Genomic DNA, 21,793 nt, shown 5'->3' with positions numbered 1-21,793 from the left:
TTACCATTTTAAAGTAATTCTATTTTCCTCAATATATTTACAGCTCCCCTACTTCTATCCTGTTTTTAGCCAGAAAACTAAAAATTTGTAGAAATTAAATAATTTATTAATATTCCTCTGCTATACTCCTTTTGAACATAATACATTACAAGGAGTGAAATGAATGGTAAGAAAAGATTTTTGGACAGGTCCTTTTAATAAAATAACACTATCTTTACTGCTAGTTATTTCTATGGTTTTCCCGTTTATCTTCGTGACCGAAACCCAGGCTGCTGAACCCATTACTGTGGCAGAGGCGATTAGCAACAATACTGGCATTGCAACAGTACAAGGCTATATAGTAGGAACTGCCTCCTCAGGGACTTCCTATGATCAGGAAGCTCCCTTTACAGTTGCAACAAATATAGGTTTAGCTGACTCTCCTGAGGAAACCAATCCTGCTAACATTCTACCAGTGCAATTACCTACCGGAGCAGTCCGTGCTGGTTTAAATTTAGTAGACAACTCAAGCTTGTTTCAAGGAAAGGTTACTGTGACAGGAACCTTGTCTGCCTATTTCTCTGTTCCTGGAATGAGAAGTGCCAGTGCTTATACAATCATTTCTGAAGGAGAAACCCCTCCTACTGAGGTTGAGGTATTAGAAAATATTTCTGCAGCACGAGCTATAACAGATCAAAATAAAGTTGTCCGTGTGACTGGGACAGTTACAACTGGTCAAGGATTATGGGGCGGAAAAGCTTTCTATATTCAAGACGAAACAGGTGGGCTTTATGCATACACTTCCTCAGCAGATGTACAACCTGGAGATCTTGTTGAGTTGGAAGGAAAGGTAAGTCCTTATAGTGGAGAGCTTCAAATTCAACCAACAACTATTAGTAAGCTTTCTTCAGATAATCCACTACCCTCTGTTCAAGAAATCACGCCAGCGGGAGTGAATGAAAATACTCAGGGTGAAAGAGTTTTACTAAACAATGTAACTATTTCTAATCTAGTAGCTACTAATGATTATGGAACGTTTGAGTTTACAGCAACACACGAAAATGGCGAATCAGTCATTATTCGAAATGATAATCGCAATGGTCTAGACTATGAGACATTTACTAAACAATACAACAATGGTGATTTAATAAATGTGTCCGGTATTGGATCTATTTTTAATACCACTTTCCAAGTTAAAACACTTGGCTTAGAAAGCTTTGAACAAGTGAACAAGCCTGCTGTATATCCAAACATTTTCCCTGGAACTGTTTCAGAAGGGACAAAAATTACATTAACAACCCCCTGGGAAGCAGCTAGTATCTATTACACATTAGATGGCTCTCCCCCAACTGCTTCAAGTAAAAAATATGTTGAGCCTATCACATTAACAAAAGACACAACAATTAAAGCTGTTGCAATAGGCGATATTACATCAGAAGTCTTTATATTTACGTACAATGTCTTAAAGACAGAGAACCTTTCTATCCGTGATATTCAAGGACAAGGACACTTCTCTGATTATGAAGGTACGATAGTACAAAATATTACAGGCGTAGTCACTCATCTGTACAATTCAGCAAACTTTGTTATTCAAGACATAAATCCAGATGATAATAATCATACATCTGAAGCTATTATCGTAAATAAAGCAAATAATGGATTAAAGGTTGGAGATTTAGTAACAGTTGCGGGTACAGTAGAGGAATGGTATTACGATGGCTATTCCGATATGAAAACAAACGACCTACCCATCACAAGAATTAGAGCTTCAGAAACGAGTAAAATAGGAACTGCAGAATTGCCTGCACCACTAGTAATTGGTGAAGATATTAATCCACCTACTGAAATCATTGATAATGATGGCCTGACTTCCTTCGATGCATTAGAGGATGGAATTGATTTTTGGGAATCTGTTGAATTAATGCGATTAGCCGTACCAAATGCTAAAGTTGTAGGGCCGCAGGATTATGGCGAAATTGTGGTGGTGGCAGGAAACTCGGCTAATACTACATTTAATGTTTTAGGTGGAATTAATATTTCCGTTAATGATTATAATCCAGAACGAATTACAGTTCTTATTGATAATGATAAATACGATGCTAAATCAGGTGATTACTTTACGGAAGACATCATTGGAGTCTTGGGGTTTGGTTTCGGAAACTTTAAGTTATGGGTAGAAGAGGAATCACTCCCTCCAATTACACGCATTGAAAAACCAGTGACGGTGACAGATATTGTTCCTACCGAAGAAAAACTAACGGTTGCTTCTTATAACGTAGAGAATTTCTCTGCTAATGCAGAAAACACTCCTGATGAAAAAGTAATAAAAATAGCTCGATCATTTGTTGAAAATATGAAAGCACCGGATATCATTACTTTAGTTGAAGTTCAAGACAATGATGGTCCTACAGCCTCTGGTAACTCAGATGCATCTGCGAGCTATGAACGATTGATCGCAGCTATCATAGCAGAAGGCGGACCAGCGTATGAATGGACTGATATAGCACCTGAATACAACCGCGATGGTGGACAACCTGGAGGTAACATACGAGTTGGCTACCTATACAATCCGGATAGAGTGACACTTTCTGAAGGCACAAAGGGTGGTTCAACTGACCCAGTTGCTTGGAGTGAAGAAGGAAATCTAACCTTAAACCCTGGACGTATCCTTGACTTACCTCAGGAAGAAACTCGTAAACCACTAGCTGCCCAATTTGATTTCCAAGGGGAAAAAGTAGTTGTAATTGGTGCTCACTTAAATTCTAAGGGAGGAGACCAGCCTTTATTTGGCCAAAACCAACCTCCTGTATTGGGTTCAGAGGCTGAGCGAATTGAGCTTGCAACAATGATAAACAACTTCATCAAGGCTGGACAAGCTAAAGATCCAGAGTTAAATGTAATTGTTGCGGGAGATATGAATGACTTTGAATTCACTCCTGCTCTTGCCGCTTTAAAAGGTGGAATTTTAACAAATATGGTAGAGAAAGTTCCAGTAGGCGAACGGTTCTCTTATTATTATCAAGGTAACAACCAAGTATTAGATCATATTTTAGTAACGAATAATTTATCAGAAAAAACAGTGGTAGATATGATCCACATCAATGCAAACTATATGGATATCCATGGACGTGCTTCTGACCATGATCCAGTTCTAATCCAAATAGACTTGGAGAAGCAAGAGCAAGAACCAGGGGTTCCTAAAATCTTAAACCTAAAAGTTGATAAAAAGCATATTAAATTAGACTCTGGTAAAACAGCAACTATTAAAGTATCTGCTATGGTGAAAAATAAAGGGAAGAAAAACTCGACTATTGATGTAACCGCAGATGCAACCTATACAGGCTATGATAAAAATATAATCTCTGTTGACCAAAAAGGGGTTATCACTGCTAAAGCAGCTGGAAGCACTACAATTAAAGCTACTTATAGCAATAAATCGGTTTCTATTAAGGTTACAGTAAAAGCTAAAAATGGCAAAACTAAATAGTTACTCTTGACCATGAAACCTGACCAATATATGTTGGTCAGGTTTCTTACTAATGATTAGAATCAAAATAGAACTACCATCTGCCTCTTTACTTTTTAATTTTCATATATTCTACTACCTTTAAGTCGATGTATCCTCTCTCTTGTAATCGCTCATCAAAATTTTCAATAAGATGATATGATTGCACAGCGTCTAACAAGTCATCACGTTCTATTAGATCTCGGTCCAAGTGTCCATTTTCAAACAGTAAATTTTGTATTTCTTCTTCTAATTCTCCTTCTATTGCTACAATATCCTCTATTGCCGAATGCTCAAAGTATAGGCGATGAAGCTTCAACAATCTTAATAGTTCCTTTACCGGATCACTATGGTCATCTACTCGTAAGTCTATGAATCTATCTGTATATCCCCCGTAGCTTCCTTTTTCTTTTACAATATAAAGAGCTGCAGATTGTTTGCCCCTACTGTCGCCACCCACTAATTCCCCTGCACACAGGGCCGCCAATAACCGGTCGGCTAGACTACCATCTGTTTCTATAAAAGTTTTTTCCATTTCATTTACAGTCTCTGAATCTACTAGAATATTTCCCTGAATCGCATAGTTAGTACCCGCTACACCACCGGCCCATTCAAAGCATTCTTCTCCTGTGAATGTGATACTTCGACCATTCGCATTCACAATACCAACTTGTCGCACAGAAGACTTATCATCGTCCTTAATAAGTTCTTTTAACACTTCAACTGGCTCGAGCCCTTGTTTTAAAAGGCTTAATCCTCTTTTACCGTATTCCAGGTTAGCCCAAGACTGAGTCGCAATTGCTCCCACCCCTGCTTTAGCAAAAGGAACTACTGCACCGACACTTAAAAATTTGGAAGCCACCGCTATACCTAACTCTTTCGTTTCTGGGTCAAAACCAATTATCGAAAACGTCATACACATCCCCCATTCCTACATAATTGTATATATTCTAATCTTTCTATAAGAAAATGAAAAGAAATCCTATCCTCTCCAAAGGGCTGATAGGAATTCTGCAATTATTCATTATCAACAAACTTTCCATAACTAGGTTTCGCAATTCGTTGAAATTCGCTAACTAGTAAATGAAGATTACTTTTAAGCAATTCTCCACTCATTGGAAGGCCATGTCCTGTAATAGCAGTATTGGGGTTTAATGATTTTAATACCTTCACTGAGTACTCCGCATCCTCCCAATTCGTTGTAAAATAACGAGGAGGCCCACTTATTTCTTGCTCTTGAGTCAACACTTTGTATAAATACTCCTGTTTAACTGTAACAAAAGCATCACCCGCTATAAGAAGCCCATCTTCCTTACGAAATAGAGAAATATGTCCTGGCGAATGTCCTGGTGTATGATACCATTTAAAACTAGGCAAAAAAGGAACAGAGCCATCCTCTGGCAATGCTCTTACATGACTCCCCAAATCTATTGCTTCGTTAGGAAACATAGAAGACATTTTTGCCACCATCCCACCTTCAACCGTTGGATCCGGTTCTGGATAGTCCTCTTTCCCAGTTAAAAATGGTAATTCCAATTGATGTGCATAGACAGGTATATTCCATTTTTCTATCAATTCTATTATCGCTCCTACATGATCGAAGTGACCATGGGTTAAAATGATAGCCTTAGGTTTTTTATGCTCCCCAAATCTCTCCTCCACTACCCCGATTATCTTCTCAGCCGAATGAGGCATTCCAGCATCTACTAATACAAAATCATCCGAACCTGGCTTGCCTACCAAACAAATATTTACTATTTGAACGGTGTAACAATATACATCTGGCAAAATTTCTAGTCCTACCCCACTGCCAACCGATGTAGTTGGAATGTATTTATAATCGTCCCCATAAGATATCGAATTGTCCATTATGTTCAAGCTCCTCTCCATATTTTCTTAGTTTCTCTTCCCTCCTAAAATTTATACTTTATTATCGTTTACACTGATTTAGTGCATTCTAAACATTCTCTTCTTCTTTTGTTATAAAATACCTATTATAATTTATTATGTTGGCATAAAGAAACTGCAGACGAATGGCAAAAAGAGCGATAGATAATCAACTAATTATCCATCGCTCCTTTTATTTTAATGTCTAACCAATTTTAAAAAATCTTGCTCTCCAACGATTTCTAAAGGAATTCCTTTTTGGATTAGCGCCTCTGCTTTTAGCATTTTTGAGCTCTTCACTCCTTCTACGTATTTAGTCAGAGCTTGATCACCTACTATTAAAAAGTTAGTATCTACATCAACAGTACCTTTGCAAATAGCACCACGGTCAACTGCATATTGGGCTGCGCTCGACCTTGTCATAGAGTCCATTTTTCCTGTGAAGACAATATGCGCTCCGTAAAATGGATGTCGGGGATTCGGTTCATTTATTTGAGTCTCTATATAGGTTAGAGGCTTGTCCTCTATATTTTTCTTTGCACGAGAATTTGGTTTTTTAAATGTCACGGAATCTCCAATTTTAATCTTATGCAAATGAGACAGCTCATTAATAGAACTGGTTCTTGTTTTTTTCATAGCTTCTAATACAATTAAAGCTGCAGCTCTGGCATCCTCTAAAGCATCATGATGCTTTAAACTTATACTTAAGTAGTTTGCCACTGTGGATAATTTATGATTATACAAATCAGGCCATACTTTCTTTGCAATTCTATAGGAACAAGAATATTGGTATTCTGGTTGAGTTTCATAGCATCTGCTCACGGATTCCTTTAATACTCCTATATCAAAGCTTGCATTATGGGCTATGATCATTTGTTTGTCTATATAAGGCTTAAGCTGCGGCCAAAACTCTTCAAATGTTGGAGCATCTTGCACCATATTTTCTGTTATTCCATGTACTCTTGTATTAAAATAGTGAAACTCACTAAGTGGATTGATAAGCGTTTGTACTTCTTCATGTATTTTGCCATTCTTTATAACCACAACCCCTACTGAACAAACACTAGATCGTAGACTATTTGCAGTTTCAAAATCTATTGCAACAAAATCCATTTATACCACCTCAAATATCTTGAATACTTCTATTATCTCATACTAATAATAATTAAGAGAAGCGCAAACACTTAGGTTACCATGACAAGATTTTGGAGTAACTTTAAATCATTTTATTTCACCATACATCACAATACATGAGATTGAAGCGACAGGCGGCGACTCCTGTGGGATCAGTGAGAAAGATAAGTCATTACATACGACGCACTAGCGACGGTGATGGCTTATCGCTCACCCCACGGAAAGCGACCGCCGAAAGCGGAAATCAGTTATTTATTGTTCAAGCTTTTCCTATAAATTTATTAATAGGATAGCTCTAATAACGATACAATTTATTCTTGCGATAATTTCTCCGCGCTACTTTCTCATTACTACACCATATATGATTGAAGCGACAGGTGGCGACTCCTGTGGGATTAGTGAGTCAGATAAGCCATCACATGCGACGTGTTAGGGGTGGTGATGGCTTATCGCTCACCCCACGGAAAGCGACCGCCGAAAGCGGAAATCTGCCATCTATAATTCATACATTATGATCAAATTATATTTCTGAAATTATGTAAGTAATCCTTACTAAACTCAAAAACCCCTCTAACAATAGAGGGGCACTTTGAAAATACTTATTAATATAATCGATTTATAGGAGAAGTTTCATCCAATTTTTGCTGACGCTCCAGCTCCTCTTCCCGCTGTTGTTTATTGATTCTTCTTTCTTCCTCATCCATTTCAACCTCATCATCACTAAATGCCGCTGGTCCCAAGTTCGGATCAGCACCTGGAGAATGTGCCCCATATGTTTTTTCTTCCATTGTTACACTTTCATCAATGGCAGGACGCTTATTTTGGACCAATTCGTCTTCTTGCATAGTATGACCAAAATGATTTTCATCTCTTGCTAGTAGAGGATCAGTCGCAAAAGTTTCTCCCCTCGCAAACTTATCCTGTTGCTCATCCAACCGTCCATCAGTTTTGTTAACTACTTCATTAGTCGAAGGAGTAAATCCACTTTCCTTTGCATAGTCGGATATAGGTGCCTCTCCCTCCGTGAAACGGTTTTGCACAACATCAGTTCCAATAGTATCAGTATACTCTGTTGTTGCTGCAACTTCAGAGTCAGCAGCGTTATTTAAATAACCTTCGTCAAGAGTGTCGGAGTCAGTATATAATACTATACTTCCTGAAGACACTTCTCTTGCATATTGTTCTGCTTCTTCCTCGTTTAAATCTAACTTTTTTAAGCCTTCTACGATAGCAGATTCTCCTGTAAACCAAGATTTAAACTTATCCATGAAAGTTCCAGCTTCATGTGTCGACACTTCTGAATGGCGACTTAATGCATTCAAATCACTGCTTTCTGAAGATATAACGTGAATATCACTTTCTTCAAAACCTTGTTTTTGTAACGCCTCTAGTTTTTCATACATCTCTTCTTCTGTTCGAGCAATTTCAATTCTTCTATTAGAATTTAAATTCATTTGTAAAGCCTCCCTTTTAATTTATGTGGTGGTTTGTGTTATTAGATGAATACCCCCTCTTTCACATCACTAACCTATTTATCATCCTTTTAATCGATTTGTAATAATTGACATAAACTCTTCTTAATAATATTGAAATCAACTAGGTTTTCAAAAATAAGAAAAGGTATCGCTAGGACTTTCCTAACAATACCTTTTGGCTGTAATTTTTTTGTTTTATTTCACAAACCGTCTTTTATTTCTTTAGATCCTTATACTCTATTTCTTGACCATCTTCATATTGTACCTCTAGGTCAAACTCTGTATATTCACTTATTCCAAAAGCTGTTAAAACTTTTTCCATTACTTCTTCCTTCTCCATATCCTTCGTTAAAACAAGATCAGTAAAAATAGGCTTCAGAAACTCATATGCTTCATCTCCATGTAGTTTCTTAGAATCTAAAGAGTTTACATATTCTGCTTCTACTCCAGTGGCATCTACTTCAAAAGAAGCTTCAACAGCATCACGTTGTTCTGCAGTATCGATATCTAGGTCAAAAGAGGTAAACCCAAATTCACTTTCAACCGCATCAGCAGTTGGGGGATCGCTTACCTCTTCTTTATCCCCACATGCTCCTAAGATTAGAGCTGTTGAAAGAAAAGCGCTTCCTAATATTTTTCTTTTTAACATAACCATTATAATCACTCCTCAGCTAATTTCTAATTTATATTATTAGCATTCTCCGGAAAGCGTATTCTTAAACATTAATTCAGCCAGGATAACGTTTATCGGTAGCGGAAGTATTTTTTGTCTTACTATGATTTTTTTCATCTTTCACTTTTTGGTTTAATTCTTCCATAGGTATCGGATCGACATTTTTCATTTCTTCGTCTCTATCAAAAATACTTTCTTTCTCTGTATCCAGTAAATCTGGATTATCCAAAATACGTCCAGGAATATCTTGTCTTTCAGAATCTTTATCCTTGTTAATTGAATGATTTTTATCCATCTTTACTCACTCCTTCGTGGTTTCTATTTATATAACCTCTCTTAAATTTAATAAACATTTTTAGAAAATATTGATAGTATACAAGACTATAGTCTCACCGCTATATATATTGAACTATTTTTGTAAATTACTCTCTTTTTTTTATTTTTTCCTTTATCTCAGGAATTTTTTGCTGTAATTTATACTTATTTTTATAACCTGGGACTAATTTCTACAAAAATAATAGTATAATACTATATTCTTTTACTCTGAAATTGAGCACATAAGATTACAGTATATAAATGGATAAGTATCTTAATGATTACTTTTCTTTCCAAATTGATTTATTTAAGTAAAATGCTTGCTTACACACTCTATTTTAAATGTTCTGAATATATGATAAGTTCAAATAGACATTATGAAAATATGAGGAGGAAAGGGAATTGGGAATTAAGAAAAATACTACTATTCTAGCTGTGGTCACTTCACTTATGTTCAGTACGACATCTGTTGGTTTGGCAAGTCCAGCATCTGCTAAACAGATTGAAAAACAACTCACCAATACTCAGGTTCAAAGATTACCACAAATACCAGAGAGGTTACTAGTTCCTGAGAATCCTAGCGAAAAAGTTCGAATCATTGTCGAACTCGAGAAGGCTCCGGCAATTGAGACTGCGACAAAAAAAGGAGTTCTCTACAAAAATTTATCTAAGTCTGAAAGAAAGTCTGTCGAATCTGCTATTGAAACAGACCAACGAAATGTAAAGGATAAAGTTAAGAGAGTTTCAAAGAATATACAATACAAAGAAGAATTTAATGCTATATTTAATGGCTTCTCGGCAGAGGTAGATGCTAGAGATGTTGCTGGTATTGGATTGATTGACGGCGTTAAACGAGTGTATGAATCTACTGAATATGACCGTCCGAAAATAACACCACAGATGGTTCATTCGAAGGAACTTGTACAAGCGCAGCTAGCATGGGAGAAATACTCCTTTAAAGGAGAAGGCATGGTTGTAGGTGTTATCGATACGGGAATTGACCCTAACCACCGAGATATGATTCTTTCAGATGAAAATACGGGGGAAATAACTTCTGCAGAAGTAAGCACATTATTAAGTGATGGCTCTATTGAACCTGGCTTGTATTTCACTCCTAAGGTTCCATTCGGTTATAACTATATGGATGAAAATACAGAAATTCGTGACATCGGTCCCGACGCTTCAATGCATGGGATGCATGTATCCGGTACTGTAGGTGCTAATGGGGATGAAGAAAACGGCGGTATCAAGGGGGTTGCTCCAGAGGTACAGCTTCTTGCACTTAAAGTATTTGGTAACGACCCATTGTTCCCTTCCACATACGGAGATGTTTATGTTAAAGCAATGGACGATGCTATTAAGCTAGGCGCGGATGCTTTAAATATGTCTCTTGGATCTACTGCCGGATTTGTTGATAGTAACAGCCCTGAGCAGCAAGCAGTTACTCGTGCACAGGATAATGGTTTACTTGTAGCAATATCTGCAGGTAACTCTGACATGTTTGGTTCTGGTACTTGGTATCCATATGCCTCTAACCAAGACTACGGATTAACTGGTTCTCCTTCTGTTTCGGAAGATTCATTTGGTGTTGCTTCTTACGAAAATGATTCTATCACTGCTTCTAGCTTCCAATATGCTTTTGATGGAGCCGAAAGCGGTCAAGCAATGTTCTTATTGGCAAATGACAAGGATCCTGCTTCTCTACCTGCCGATTCTTACGAAGTAGTGGAAGCTGGGCTCGGTACACCTGAGGACTTCGCTGGTAAAGATGTATCCGGAAAGTTTGCTTTAGTTTCCCGAGGTAGTATTTCATTTGTAGAAAAAGGTTTAAATGCTCAAGAAGCTGGTGCTGTAGGAGTTATTATCTATAACAATGCAGAGGGAACTATTAATATGGCTTCCGACCCTGCTATTCGCATTCCATTTATGTCTGCTTTACAAGCTGATGGACTAGCTATCAAAGCTGGCATTGATGCTGGAAAAACAGTCACAGTATCATTTGATGGCGAGTATATTGATACTCCAAACCCATCTAAAGGTAAAATGAGTTCATTTACATCTTGGGGACCAACACCTAACTTAGATTTCAAACCTGAAATTACAGCTCCTGGTGGTAACATTTTTTCAACTTTAAATGATGATAACTATGGACTAATGAGTGGTACGTCTATGGCTGCTCCTCATGTTGCTGGTGGTACTGCATTAGTATTGGAACGTGTAAATGAAGAATTTGGATTAACTGGTGCAGAACGTGTTCAGTTTGCTAAAAACCTTATGATGAACACAGCTAAGCCGATTGAGTTAAAAGCTGGAGAATATGTGTCTCCACGTCGTCAAGGGGCTGGGATTATGCAACTTGCAAATGCTTTAGAAACAGATGTATTAGTAACTAATTCATCCACTGGTGAAGCAAAAGTTGCACTAAAAGAAATTAGCGGAAGTCAATTCAACTTCTCTTTAAAAGCTAAAAATTATAGCGATGAAGCTAAAACTTATAACGTCGATGTTCAATTACAAGTAGATCGTCCAGTAAATGCTGGAGCAAACTACGTAACTATTCCTAATAATGAAGCTTACGGCTCCTATGTTTTAGAGGAATCAGATGCTAGCATTTCAGTTCCTGCTACTGTCACGGTTCCTGCTAATGGGGAAACTACCATTCAGGTTTCCGTTGATGCTTCTAACTCTGATTGGTTATACCAATATTTCCCTAATGGCTACTTCATTGATGGTTTCGTACGCTTGACTGACCCATCGGAAGAGACTTCTGGAAATGTACCATTAACTGTCCCATTCTTTGGCTTCAATGGTTCTTGGGACGATGCACCAATCTTTGATGAGTTCCTTTGGGAGGATTTAACTTATTGGGGATTCCAAGCATTAGCTGATGACAAAGGTGACTTTATCAATGGATCTTCTTTAAGCGAAGAATTCGATCCTACTAAATTTGCATTCTCCCCTAACGGAGATGGCACATTAGACAAAGTGATTCCTGTTTATTCTCTAATGCGTAATGTGAAGGACTTCCAAATAAATATATTAGATGCAAATGGTAAGAAACTCCGTACCATTCGTACTGAAAAATATTTAAGAAAACACTACATCTCTACTAATGCATACACGTTCTCTAGCGTTAATGCATGGGATGGAATGATCAATGGAAAACCTGCTGCAGATGGTCAATATAAGATTCAGCTTAGAGGTGTCATTGATCATGCAGGTGCCGAATGGCAAACTATTGAGTACCCTATTATCTTAGATACAAAGGCTCCTACTGCAGAAATTACATTTGATGCAAAAACAAAAACACTGACCCTTGCTAATGCAAGCGACCAAGGTGTTGGAATCGATCGTATCGAAGTTTACTTAAATGATGAAGAAATTACAGAAGCTGCAACACTTGAGAGCTATGTAGTAGAGCAAGCTAAAACTGGAGATAAGATAACAGTTAAAGTATGGGATATCGCTGGAAACTCTACAGTAGAAGAAATTGTTGTAGAAGATGCACCTGAGACTGAACCAGCTCCGGAGGAAGAAACAAAGGAGCCAGTTATCTTTATCCAATCACCTGAGTTTTTCGGCTACTATCAGACTGGTGATGTTTTAGTAGAAGGAACAGTAGAAGATGACTCTAAGATTAAGTCATTAAAAATCAATGGAGTACCTGCTAGTTCATTTGATGGAAAAGCATTCTCTCATACCTTGTCCTTAAAAGATGGAGTACAAAGTGTAAACGTAGAAGCTATTGACGAATTCGACAATAAAATGGCGATTACTCGCAAAATCATTGTAGATACTCAAAAACCAACTGTAGAAGCTGTGAAGAAATCTCTTCCAAAAGGGAAACTTAATGCTGATGCAGAAAATCCTGTTATTCAAGTGAAGGTTGGAGATAACTTCGACGAAGTGCGTCTGTATCTAAATGATAGCGAAGTCTTCTATAACCCAGTTTCTTCACCATACGCTATGAATGGCTATAGTAAAACTGTAGATGTGGAGCTTCCTTTAGAGGAAGGAAGCAATGAATTTGTATTAAAAGTAGTAGATTTAGTAGGTCATGAATCTACACAAACCATTACAGTTGAAAAGAAAGTAAATGGTAGTGGGAATAGTAACGGAAATGGGAACGGGAACGGCAATGGCAATGGCAATGGCAATGGCAACGGAAATGGTAAAGGAAAAAGCAATTAAGTTTTTAAAATTATAGCATTCTATATTTTTAAGCCAATCATGATTGGTCATGATTGGCTTTTTCATTTGAGCAATCATTCTCTGTTTATTCTTTGAGGCCAAGTCACTGTATTTAGACAAATAATTTGAAAAGTTCTTTGAAAAAGGCTATGTAGAAATTATCTACATAGCCTTCTAATTAAATTTTCATCTCTGCGTAATATGCATTTAATTCCTGATAATATTTGTTTAATGAAGAAGTTGAAACGTCAAAAGCTTCTGCAATTTCTTTCACTGTAAAGCCTAAGGGCTCAAAGAAGCCATTTTCTTGCCCAAATCGGATTGCTCCCGCAGCTATAGCCACTTCTTTTCTTGCATTTGGCTGTTGCTCAAACAAATAATCTTCTACCACTTCTATTAACTTCTTATATTCTCGACTATTTTTTTCAAGAAAATCCATAGCCTGTTGGAGTACCCCTGCTTCAAAAAATGTGTACTCTCCGCCCTCATAGCCGTTTTCTCCAAGAGCGATCCAAAGCTTCATACCATTCTCTTTTAGGAAAACTTGCTCAGTCGTATCATCGAGTGCTTTAAATTTTTTCGTAAAGTCTTCAAATACTACCTTGTGGTCAGTAGGGAAAAATACAAGACTAGAGACAGCCAAGTAATGACCGTCTCCTTGTCCATCTGGCAGTATAAAACAATATATATGCATTCCAACTGGAACAGGCTTATCATTTTCTCTTCTTAATAAAATCGTTTCATTAGACAATACATGTTTAACGGTCAAGTACTGCTCTTCTACAACAGTTACTTCTCCTACAAATGCACGTGGTTCATTCCAGCTATCCAGTACCTTTAACGTGGAAGGTCTAGCTATTTTCTTTCTTTGTTTTTCTAGATATCCTGTCCAAATATCTATACGTTGGTGAAAGAAGAACTCATCCATTGCTATAGCTTCTATCATTTCTTGCTCCATAAAGTTCTTCAAGGATTTGGTCCACTCAGTTGCAAAATCACCGAAAGTAGCATAATCCTTTCTTTCTGGATATTCATCATAGAAGGTTTGTAGCACACGTTCTAATTCTTCGGTTTTTACTTCTTCTATAGAAATAGTCTCTTTAGACTCACAGCACTTTTTATATTTTTTTCCACTACCACATGGACAAGGATCATTTCGTCCTACCATTTAAAACACTTCCTTCTTGTTTACTAAGTGCTTATTTTAACACGAAATACACCTTAAATTAAAATCTCCTTTGAAATAGTTAAATGGGACTGACTAAAAAACTTAACTCTATAAAAATCAATTCCGCACTCCGTTCAATTCCTTGGTAAAGAAATGACGAATAAAGTACCCTCTTTTCCATTGCTCGTTACTTCTACTTTGCCACTATGCAAACCAACAATTTCCTTTACAATCGCTAAACCCAAACCAGAACCATCTTTTGTTCGAGAACTATCTATACGATAGAATCGTTCAAAAATCTGGTTTATTTCCTCTACTTCCATACCAATTCCACTATCCTGAAAGGATATATTTACATATTCATTATCTTCTATAACTCTTATAGAAATTTCTCCATTAGCCATATTATATTTAATAGCATTTGTTAGTACGTTATCCCAAACATTTTCCAAAAGATCTGCGTCTCCATAAAACATAACTGGTTCCATTTCATAAGAAAGATCAATATTCTGTTCCTCTAGTCGCCATCTATATTTATAAATGACTTCCTTGAGCTGTTCATCTAATTTGAAGTTCGATTTTCTGACAGGTCTGGCAGATTGGTCAAGTGATGTTAATAATAACAATTGCTTAGTCAGATTAGATAATCTTTTTGTTTCCTGTTCAATAACTTGTAGATAGCTTTCTCTTTCTTCCATATTAAGATCAGTTGATTTTAACAAATCCGCATATCCTTGAATATTTAAAAGAGGTGATTGAAAATCATGTGACACATTACTTATAAAAGCCTTTCTGGACTCATCGTTAAGCTCGAGCTGCTTAACCATATTAGAGAAATTTCTAGCTAGTTGCCCAAGCTCATCTTTACGTGTAATGTCTAAATCTACTCGATAGTTCTCTTCCATAACGTGTTTGGTTGCATCATTCAATTGCTTAATCGGTTTAACGAGTTGCTGTGCCAATACTAGCATAGAAGTTAGAATTATTACTGCAAGTGCAAGTAAGAAGCCGAGTAGTAACAGGTGCATGTCAGAGAACAATAACTGATTATTTGGTCGAATAAATAATCCGTAAACCATCCCTTCATGCTCGTAGGGAATACCAACTGTATTACTAACACTATTCGCATAATGATTAAAGATAAAAAGTTTACCTTGATAATCACGCATACCGTGATAAATATTTCCATTTAATACTTGGAAACGGGTTTCATCGCTTAGCTCCTTGTCCGAAAATGGTTCTCCAAATGAATATTCTTCCCCCTTTTCATTAATGACATAAGCTTGATAGCCCAGCTTAGTAATAGATTCTAAATATTTATCAAAACCTCCTCCGTGCATTTCCTCTAATACAGTAGTGATTTCTATTGCTACTTCAACGTTCTTCTCATCATTTTTTTCTTTAATTTGAATGTTATAAACCAGACTCACAATTAGTAAACCAGCTAAAATACTAATCGTAATAATAAATAAAGTCGCTAATGTATATTGTCTATATAAAGATCTCATTGTGCCCTCACATCCAACTTATATCCAATCCCACGAATCGTTTGAATCTCCATCAAGGCCCCCGCACGCTCTAATCTTTGCCTTAAACGCTTAATATGTGTATTTAATGTTTGATCATCTCCTTCATAATCATAGCCCCATACTTTTTCCATTAAATTAGTTCTTGTGAAAACCTGTTCTGGCTTGGAAGATAATACGCTTAAAAGCTCAAACTCCTTCAAAGGTAGTAAGAGGGTTTGTTTTCCTACTGTAACCTCATGTGTAGAGCGATTTATCGTAACGTTTCCAATCATCATAATTGGCTTGAAGGTCTTGTCGAGTCTACGTAAGATTACAGCAATTCTATAGAGCAATTCCTTTGGTTCAAAAGGCTTTAACAAATAGTCATCTGATCCTGCTAAAAAACCTTGTTCCTTATCCTCCAAGGCTCCTTTAGCAGTTAGTAAAATTACGGGTATGTCATATTCCTCACTTAAAATTCTAGTTAAAGCAAAGCCGTCCATTCCTGGCATCATCACATCAACCACCGCTAAATCAGCCCAACTATCTTTTAATAATGAAAGAGCTTCCTCTCCATTTTTTGCAACAATCACTTCATAGCCAGCCCTCTTTAAGTGAATCATCACTAGTGTTTGTATATTTACATCATCATCCACTACTAAAATATTCATTGGATTTCTTCCTTCCCTTTTCACTATCCACATTACTATTTAAATTATACTTTCTATTTAAAAAGAGGGTTGTTTTGTAAGTTGACCTTACGAAACAACCCCCTCTTTTTTCCTTGTTCGGGAACGACCGCACTGCCCCCTCGGGGTCAAATGAAAAAAAGCTCCGGTGGCTGCGGGGCTGCCTCTTCGCTTTTCCCCATTTGCCTGTCGGGGCAGAGACAGGCGCTTACGCTTTTCTTTTTGTCTAGCTTCAGCGCCTTGCCGCTCGGGGTCAAATGAAAAAAAGCTCCGGTGGCTGTGGGGCTGCCTCCTCGCTTTTCCCCATTTGCCTGTCGGGGCAGAAACAGGCGCTTACGCTTTTCTTTTTGTCTAGCTTCAGCGCCTTGCCCCTCGGGGTCAAATGAAAAAAAGCTCCGGTGGCTGTGGGGCTGCCTCCTCGCTTTTCCCCATTTGCCTGTCGGGGCAGAGACAGGCGCTTACGCTTTTCTTGTTATTTTTTATCTTTTTCGTACATAAGTATTAAGGATGGAAGTAGCATTCCTCGTACTAGGAATGTATTGATAATTATTCCTATTGAGACGATAAAGCCAAAGACGAATAAATCTGCTATCGGCATAGTCGTCCTGCTGCAAGAATAATACTCGCTGAAGAGATTACAGCTTTAGTAGAAACCCAATCAGTAATAAGGTGCAAAATTTTTCGTAGAGTATTTTCTCCTTCAAATTTCCTTCAAAGGGTTAGTGTACATCTGTTATATGAACTCTCTATGAACTTTTCTTCTACTTTTTATTGTTTCTATTCAAATATGAATTATTCAAGTCAAAGTTTAATAATTACTTGTTTAATACTTATGAAGTCATTAGACTGATTGCTTGAGAGGAGAGATTGAAATGGAAAAAACATGGAGTATACGACTAATTCGATTTGCAGCACTATTCGGCCTTATTGGAACTTATCTTGGCTCGCATATGGCTGGTCAGATGGATTACTCATTAAGACCGATTCACGCTCACGTACTTTTAGTAGGGTGGTTATCTGTATTTGCATGGGGCATCTTCTATCAAGTATTTACAGTAAAGCATAAATGGATGGTTACTTTACAAAGTATAAGCGCCATGATTGGTGCATTAGGTTTAACATTGGGGATGTGGATGTATAATATAAATCCATTCAACCTTAACGAAACATTGGTCATGGTCTTCTTTATCGTTGGAGGAACAATCTTACTTTTTGCATTTTTTATGTTTTTAGTTATCACCTTCTTTACGGAAAAAACAAATAAAGCATAAAGCAAAAAGAAGCTATCTCTGTTTAAACAATCTGTTATTTTGTATATACAAAAGGTCCTTAAGTAAGTTTTACTTTAAGGACCTTTTTATTATTGCGCTGTATAACCACCATCTAAAACAATTGCTTGACCCGTCATTCCTTTGGCTGAATCACTTGCCAAGTACAAAGCCAAGTCTGTAATTTCTTGAACATCCAACAACCTTCTTTGAGGAACAAGTGGATATAGCACTTCTTCAAGCACCTGCTCTACTTCAATATTCCTTGTCTTTGCTAAATCTTTAAACTGATTGCGTACAAGAAGGGTATCTACATAACCTGGACATATTGCATTCACTGTTATTCCATCGGCTGCAGTCTCTAATGCTGCTACCTTCGTTAAACCGATAACTCCATGCTTAGCCGAATTATATGCGGCCTTTCCAGCAAATCCTATTAATCCATTTATAGAAGCCATGTTAAGAATTCGACCAAACTGTTGTTTTTTCATATATGGCAATGCATGCTTCATCGCTACAAAAGGAGCTGTAAGCATTATTTTTATTAGCAATTCAAACTTCTCTGTTGGGAAATCTTCTATATACGATACATGTTGCATCCCCGCATTGTTTATCAGTATATCTATTCTCCCAAATGATTTTACTGTATATTCGATTGCATTTTTAATGTCCTCTTCTTTCGTTACATCACAGACGATTCCCTTTACTGGCCCATTTAGAGTGAAGACAGCTTCGTCTAATGACTCGCGATCCACATCAGAAATAATCACGCTCGCTCCGGCCTCTAAAAATGCCTTAGCCACATCAAAACCAATTCCTCTGGCTGCCCCAGTTATAAATACAACTTTATCCTTCACTTGAAATCCCCCAATCCTTAAATTGCAGTCCAGCCGCCATCAACTTTTAAGGTTTCTCCTGTAACGAAGTTCGCCAAATCAGATGCTAAGTATAGTACTGCACCAGAGATATCCTTCGGCTGAGAAAGTCCCTTTAAGAGAATGCGATTTTCCACATCCTTTTTAAAGGCTTCATCTTCAAACATCTTGGCAGTCAATTCTGTTTCTATAAATGTTGGTGCTACTGCATTAACGTTTATGCCAAGCTTTGCCCACTCAACTGCAAGTGCTTTCGTTAATTGGACTAGACCACCCTTACTAGAACAATACGCTGCTCTATTGTAATAGCCTACAAATGCCATCTGAGATGCTATATTTATAATTTTACCATTTTTTTGTTTACTCATGTATTTAGCCGCTGCTTGGCTTGTAAAGAACACAGATTTTAAGTTTAAGTCTAAGACAGTATCCCAGTCAGCCTCTGTTACTTCTAAGGCAGGCTTTGCAATATTTACTCCAGCATTATTTATAAGTATATCTATTGTTCCAAATTCTTTTGCAGTCGTTTCAATTAGATTTTTAATGTTCTCGATTATACTTAAATCTCCTTGTACTGCCATACATCGATTATTATAATTTTTTAGTTCTTTCAGCGTTTCCTCTAACACCTGATTATCTCGACCAGAAATTACAACATTTGCTTTTAACTTAGCAAATGTCAGGGCTATATCTTTCCCTATCCCTTTACTACCGCCTGTTACGATTACTGTTTTATGCTCTAATTCTGAAAAGAAGTTATTCATTGCTACCTCCTAACTTCAAGTCACCCTTAAGAAAATGAATAAGCATTTGTTCACGTTCCACATTTTTTAACATAGAGAATTGCTCGTCCCATGAATAGAACCCTTCACCACTCTTGTCTCCAAACTTATTCTCTTCCACTAACTGTGTGAGCACGCGACCAGATTTTTGATCGGTACTCAAATCCTCAAATAGATAATTTGAAATAGCTGAAAAAACATCAAGCCCTCCCAAATCTGCTGTCATTAATGGACCAGTTATCGGAAGACGACGCCCTATGCTATAAGTTACTGCAGCATCTATGTCCTCTTTAGTCGCTACACCTGCATCAAGTAGTGATTGGGCTTCTCGAAATAACGCATACTGTAAACGATTTCCTATAAACCCTGGTATCTCTCTATTCAGTAATACTGGTTTCTTATTCATATGTTGTAGTACCTGCATAGCTCGCTGAACTGTACCATTATCCGTCTTTTCACCTTTTACGACTTCAACTAGCGGGATTAGATGACCGGGATTCCAAAAGTGAGTTACAACAAAACGATTAGGGTAATCCATTCCCTCTGCTAGCAAACTTGGCATGAAGCCAGAGGTATTGCTTGCAATAATTACGTCTTTATCAACTAGTTCCTCTAATTTTTTGTACATGCCCTTTTTAAGATCTAGTACTTCAGGTATTACTTCAATAATAAAGGTTGCTTCTTTTACAACCTCTTCTAGAGAAGGAGATAACACAATGAGGTCCATAATGCGTGACGCTTCTTTTTCATCAAACAATTCATTATCCTTCATCACTTTCAATTTATTGTGGAGACCTTTTTTAGCAATCTCTAAGTCCTGTTCACTAACTCCATATACCTTTACCTGCATGCCTGCCCAAGCTGCGGATAGAGCAATAGAGTGCCCCATCGTTCCACAACCTAAAATTGATACGATTTCCATTTGTTCACACCCCTTAATTGTTTCTATAACAATCAATACCCAACAAACATCATACTTATGTTTGTCGGGTATTATAATGTATTATTAAATCCCTACTCCAAAGGAGAATAGAATTACTGCTAATATTACACCGAGAATCGGTACAACAACTGTTAAAGCACCAAAGGCCGGGTAAGCATCCTTATGCGTTTCTCCACAGATAGAGCGAATGGTAGTAACAACATAGCCTCCTTGTGGCAACGAATCTAGAGACCCAGAAGAAATGGCCACGGATCTGTGAAGGGCTTCTGCATTTACGCCTAGGTCTAAATAATGTGGGGCCAAAAGAGGTAAGGCTATAGCTTGCCCACCCGATGATGATCCCGTTAAACCTGCAATAACCGCCACAGCAACTGCTCCCCCAATCAGAGGACTACCTGGAATAGATGTCATTACATCAACCGCCGATTCAAATGCTGGGGTTGCCTTTACTACACCCCCAAAACCTACAACAGCAGCAGTATTTGCAATGGCGATTACAGCTCCCATTGCCCCTTCTGCAACAGCTCCACCGAAATTATGAAAATACTTTTTGTTTAACAGGTAGGTAGCAAGAATACCACCAGACAAGGCAATGATTAATGCTGACGTTTCAAGCTCTTTATGTAAGAAAAACGAGATGATTAATACTACGCCTAAAGGAACCATACTTAGTAAAGGATTAGGCAACTCTTTACGAGCAACCGTCGTTACATCTGATTCCCTACTAACAAACTTTTCTCCATTAGCCATTGCTTTTTTAATCATTTTTTTCAGCCACCAATAACCAAACGCCATCATGAAAACAGCTACAATAAAACTAACTTCCCATCCTGCATAAGGTGTTGTCTTTAAAAATGGGATAGGAATCCAGTTTTGAATTTCTGGTGATCCCGCTGATGTCATAGTAAAGGTTGTAGAACCAAAACCAAGTGCAGCCGGTATAAACCTTCTTGGCAAATCCGCTTGTTTAAATAAACTTAAAGCCATTGGATAAACGGAGAATGCCACGACAAACAAACTTACTCCCCCATAAGTTAAAACAGCACAGGCAATCACTACAGCTAACGCTGCACGTTTAATACCTATTTTGCTGACGATCCATTGGGACACACTATCTGCTGCCCCGCTATCCTCCATGACTTTACCAAAAATGGCACCAGCTAAGAACATTAGCCACCAAGAAGCTATGAAGCTAGTAAACCCTCCCATGTAATTAGTTAAGAAATTGGCAGCACCTTCCTCTACAAGCTGCGGAAACAACGGAAGCCCATTAAATACCCCAACTAGCAGTGCTGTGAGTGGTGCGGCAATGAGAAGGTTCATTCCCTTCATAGTTAAATAAATCAATAAAGCTAGCCCACCGAATAACCCTATGAGACCTAACATACTTTCTCCCCCTAA

At 37.6% G+C, this 21,793-nt stretch carries 17 protein-coding genes; 3 read left to right on the top strand and 14 right to left on the bottom strand.

The window, feature by feature from the left end; all coding sequences use genetic code 11:
- Positions 1–163 precede the first annotated feature (163 nt).
- Positions 164–3,466 carry a DUF6359 domain-containing protein gene (locus ACQKNZ_RS01695; RefSeq protein ID WP_427657698.1) on the top strand — a complete coding sequence of 1,101 codons (3,303 nt, stop codon included), beginning with the start codon at positions 164–166 and terminating at the stop codon, positions 3,464–3,466.
- Between the two features lie 88 nt (positions 3,467–3,554).
- Here ACQKNZ_RS01695 and ACQKNZ_RS01690 read toward each other — a convergent pair whose 3' ends face one another.
- The 6 genes from ACQKNZ_RS01690 to ACQKNZ_RS01665 all read right to left on the bottom strand — a co-directional run bounded on the left by ACQKNZ_RS01690 (position 3,555) and on the right by ACQKNZ_RS01665 (position 8,948).
- Positions 3,555–4,400: a DUF1028 domain-containing protein gene (locus tag ACQKNZ_RS01690; protein WP_427657696.1), complete on the bottom strand. Its 846-nt coding sequence runs from the start codon at positions 4,398–4,400 to the stop codon at positions 3,555–3,557.
- Between the two features lie 101 nt (positions 4,401–4,501).
- A complete protein-coding gene (locus ACQKNZ_RS01685; RefSeq protein WP_427657694.1) occupies positions 4,502–5,353 on the bottom strand; it encodes an MBL fold metallo-hydrolase in 852 nt (283 codons plus the stop codon).
- 216 nt (positions 5,354–5,569) lie between these two features.
- Positions 5,570–6,484, bottom strand: a complete 915-nt coding sequence (locus ACQKNZ_RS01680; RefSeq protein ID WP_427657692.1) for an exonuclease domain-containing protein — start codon at positions 6,482–6,484, stop codon at positions 5,570–5,572.
- A gap of 623 nt (positions 6,485–7,107) precedes the next feature.
- The gene (locus tag ACQKNZ_RS01675) at positions 7,108–7,959 is read right to left on the bottom strand and encodes a general stress protein (protein ID WP_427657690.1); all 852 of its coding nucleotides are present in this window, start codon (positions 7,957–7,959) and stop codon (positions 7,108–7,110) included.
- 235 nt (positions 7,960–8,194) lie between these two features.
- A complete protein-coding gene (locus ACQKNZ_RS01670) occupies positions 8,195–8,635 on the bottom strand; it encodes a YusW family protein (protein ID WP_427657688.1) in 441 nt (146 codons plus the stop codon).
- Positions 8,636–8,708: 73 nt separating this feature from the next.
- Positions 8,709–8,948, bottom strand: coding sequence for a hypothetical protein (locus tag ACQKNZ_RS01665; protein ID WP_144538547.1), 240 nt, complete (start codon positions 8,946–8,948; stop codon positions 8,709–8,711).
- 422 nt (positions 8,949–9,370) lie between these two features.
- Here ACQKNZ_RS01665 and ACQKNZ_RS01660 point away from each other — a divergent pair, with 422 nt between their 5' ends.
- On the top strand, positions 9,371–13,159 hold the full coding sequence (locus ACQKNZ_RS01660) for a S8 family serine peptidase (RefSeq protein ID WP_427657686.1): 3,789 nt from the start codon (positions 9,371–9,373) through the stop codon (positions 13,157–13,159).
- A gap of 178 nt (positions 13,160–13,337) precedes the next feature.
- On the opposite strand, the gene ACQKNZ_RS01655 is transcribed toward ACQKNZ_RS01660, so the two are convergent.
- The 4 genes from ACQKNZ_RS01655 to ACQKNZ_RS01640 form a co-directional block, all read right to left on the bottom strand.
- Entirely contained in the window at positions 13,338–14,327 is a 990-nt protein-coding gene (locus ACQKNZ_RS01655) for a YecA family protein (RefSeq protein ID WP_427657684.1), read from the bottom strand.
- Positions 14,328–14,461: 134 nt separating this feature from the next.
- The gene (locus ACQKNZ_RS01650; RefSeq protein ID WP_427657682.1) at positions 14,462–15,835 is read right to left on the bottom strand and encodes an ATP-binding protein; all 1,374 of its coding nucleotides are present in this window, start codon (positions 15,833–15,835) and stop codon (positions 14,462–14,464) included.
- Positions 15,832–16,506, bottom strand: a complete 675-nt coding sequence (locus ACQKNZ_RS01645; RefSeq protein ID WP_427657680.1) for a response regulator transcription factor — start codon at positions 16,504–16,506, stop codon at positions 15,832–15,834. Before ACQKNZ_RS01645 ends, ACQKNZ_RS01650 begins: the two co-directional genes overlap by 4 nt.
- A 490-nt stretch (positions 16,507–16,996) precedes the next feature.
- Positions 16,997–17,122, bottom strand: coding sequence for a hypothetical protein (locus ACQKNZ_RS01640; RefSeq protein ID WP_263619331.1), 126 nt, complete (start codon positions 17,120–17,122; stop codon positions 16,997–16,999).
- 274 nt (positions 17,123–17,396) lie between these two features.
- Here ACQKNZ_RS01640 and ACQKNZ_RS01635 point away from each other — a divergent pair, with 274 nt between their 5' ends.
- A complete protein-coding gene (locus ACQKNZ_RS01635) occupies positions 17,397–17,795 on the top strand; it encodes a hypothetical protein (RefSeq protein WP_144538543.1) in 399 nt (132 codons plus the stop codon).
- 89 nt (positions 17,796–17,884) lie between these two features.
- Here the strand turns inward: ACQKNZ_RS01635 and ACQKNZ_RS01630 are convergent, their stop codons facing one another.
- The 4 genes from ACQKNZ_RS01630 to ACQKNZ_RS01615 form a co-directional block, all read right to left on the bottom strand.
- Positions 17,885–18,649 (bottom strand): 3-hydroxybutyrate dehydrogenase, encoded by a 765-nt coding sequence (locus ACQKNZ_RS01630; RefSeq protein WP_151111507.1) that lies wholly within the window; start codon positions 18,647–18,649, stop codon positions 17,885–17,887.
- Positions 18,650–18,666: 17 nt separating this feature from the next.
- A complete protein-coding gene (locus ACQKNZ_RS01625) occupies positions 18,667–19,431 on the bottom strand; it encodes an SDR family NAD(P)-dependent oxidoreductase (protein ID WP_151111509.1) in 765 nt (254 codons plus the stop codon).
- Positions 19,424–20,371: a 3-hydroxyacyl-CoA dehydrogenase family protein gene (locus ACQKNZ_RS01620; protein WP_151111511.1), complete on the bottom strand. Its 948-nt coding sequence runs from the start codon at positions 20,369–20,371 to the stop codon at positions 19,424–19,426. Before ACQKNZ_RS01620 ends, ACQKNZ_RS01625 begins: the two co-directional genes overlap by 8 nt.
- A gap of 84 nt (positions 20,372–20,455) precedes the next feature.
- Positions 20,456–21,778 (bottom strand): GntP family permease, encoded by a 1,323-nt coding sequence (locus ACQKNZ_RS01615; protein ID WP_154311686.1) that lies wholly within the window; start codon positions 21,776–21,778, stop codon positions 20,456–20,458.
- Between the last annotated feature and the right edge of the window lie 15 nt (positions 21,779–21,793).

Source organism: Psychrobacillus sp. NPDC093200 (assembly GCF_050280345.1).
In the GTDB taxonomy this organism is placed as follows: domain Bacteria; phylum Bacillota; class Bacilli; order Bacillales_A; family Planococcaceae; genus Psychrobacillus; species Psychrobacillus faecigallinarum.
Note: the sequence above shows the minus strand (reverse complement) of the source record. Positions and strands in the feature narration are given on the sequence as shown.

What these genes read in the sequence shown, in the direction of transcription:
- ACQKNZ_RS01695 (WP_427657698.1), top strand. Translation starts at nt 164, where the DNA reads ATGGTAAGAAAAGATTTTTGGACAGGTCCTTTTAATAAAATAACACTA.
- ACQKNZ_RS01690 (WP_427657696.1), bottom strand. Translation starts at nt 4,400, where the DNA reads ATGACGTTTTCGATAATTGGTTTTGACCCAGAAACGAAAGAGTTAGGT.
- ACQKNZ_RS01685 (WP_427657694.1), bottom strand. Translation starts at nt 5,353, where the DNA reads ATGGACAATTCGATATCTTATGGGGACGATTATAAATACATTCCAACT.
- ACQKNZ_RS01680 (WP_427657692.1), bottom strand. Translation starts at nt 6,484, where the DNA reads ATGGATTTTGTTGCAATAGATTTTGAAACTGCAAATAGTCTACGATCT.
- ACQKNZ_RS01675 (WP_427657690.1), bottom strand. Translation starts at nt 7,959, where the DNA reads ATGAATTTAAATTCTAATAGAAGAATTGAAATTGCTCGAACAGAAGAA.
- ACQKNZ_RS01670 (WP_427657688.1), bottom strand. Translation starts at nt 8,635, where the DNA reads ATGGTTATGTTAAAAAGAAAAATATTAGGAAGCGCTTTTCTTTCAACA.
- ACQKNZ_RS01665 (WP_144538547.1), bottom strand. Translation starts at nt 8,948, where the DNA reads ATGGATAAAAATCATTCAATTAACAAGGATAAAGATTCTGAAAGACAA.
- ACQKNZ_RS01655 (WP_427657684.1), bottom strand. Translation starts at nt 14,327, where the DNA reads ATGGTAGGACGAAATGATCCTTGTCCATGTGGTAGTGGAAAAAAATAT.
- ACQKNZ_RS01650 (WP_427657682.1), bottom strand. Translation starts at nt 15,835, where the DNA reads ATGAGATCTTTATATAGACAATATACATTAGCGACTTTATTTATTATT.
- ACQKNZ_RS01645 (WP_427657680.1), bottom strand. Translation starts at nt 16,506, where the DNA reads ATGAATATTTTAGTAGTGGATGATGATGTAAATATACAAACACTAGTG.
- ACQKNZ_RS01640 (WP_263619331.1), bottom strand. Translation starts at nt 17,122, where the DNA reads ATGCCGATAGCAGATTTATTCGTCTTTGGCTTTATCGTCTCAATAGGA.
- ACQKNZ_RS01635 (WP_144538543.1), top strand. Translation starts at nt 17,397, where the DNA reads ATGGAAAAAACATGGAGTATACGACTAATTCGATTTGCAGCACTATTC.
- ACQKNZ_RS01625 (WP_151111509.1), bottom strand. Translation starts at nt 19,431, where the DNA reads ATGAATAACTTCTTTTCAGAATTAGAGCATAAAACAGTAATCGTAACA.
- ACQKNZ_RS01620 (WP_151111511.1), bottom strand. Translation starts at nt 20,371, where the DNA reads ATGGAAATCGTATCAATTTTAGGTTGTGGAACGATGGGGCACTCTATT.
- ACQKNZ_RS01615 (WP_154311686.1), bottom strand. Translation starts at nt 21,778, where the DNA reads ATGTTAGGTCTCATAGGGTTATTCGGTGGGCTAGCTTTATTGATTTAT.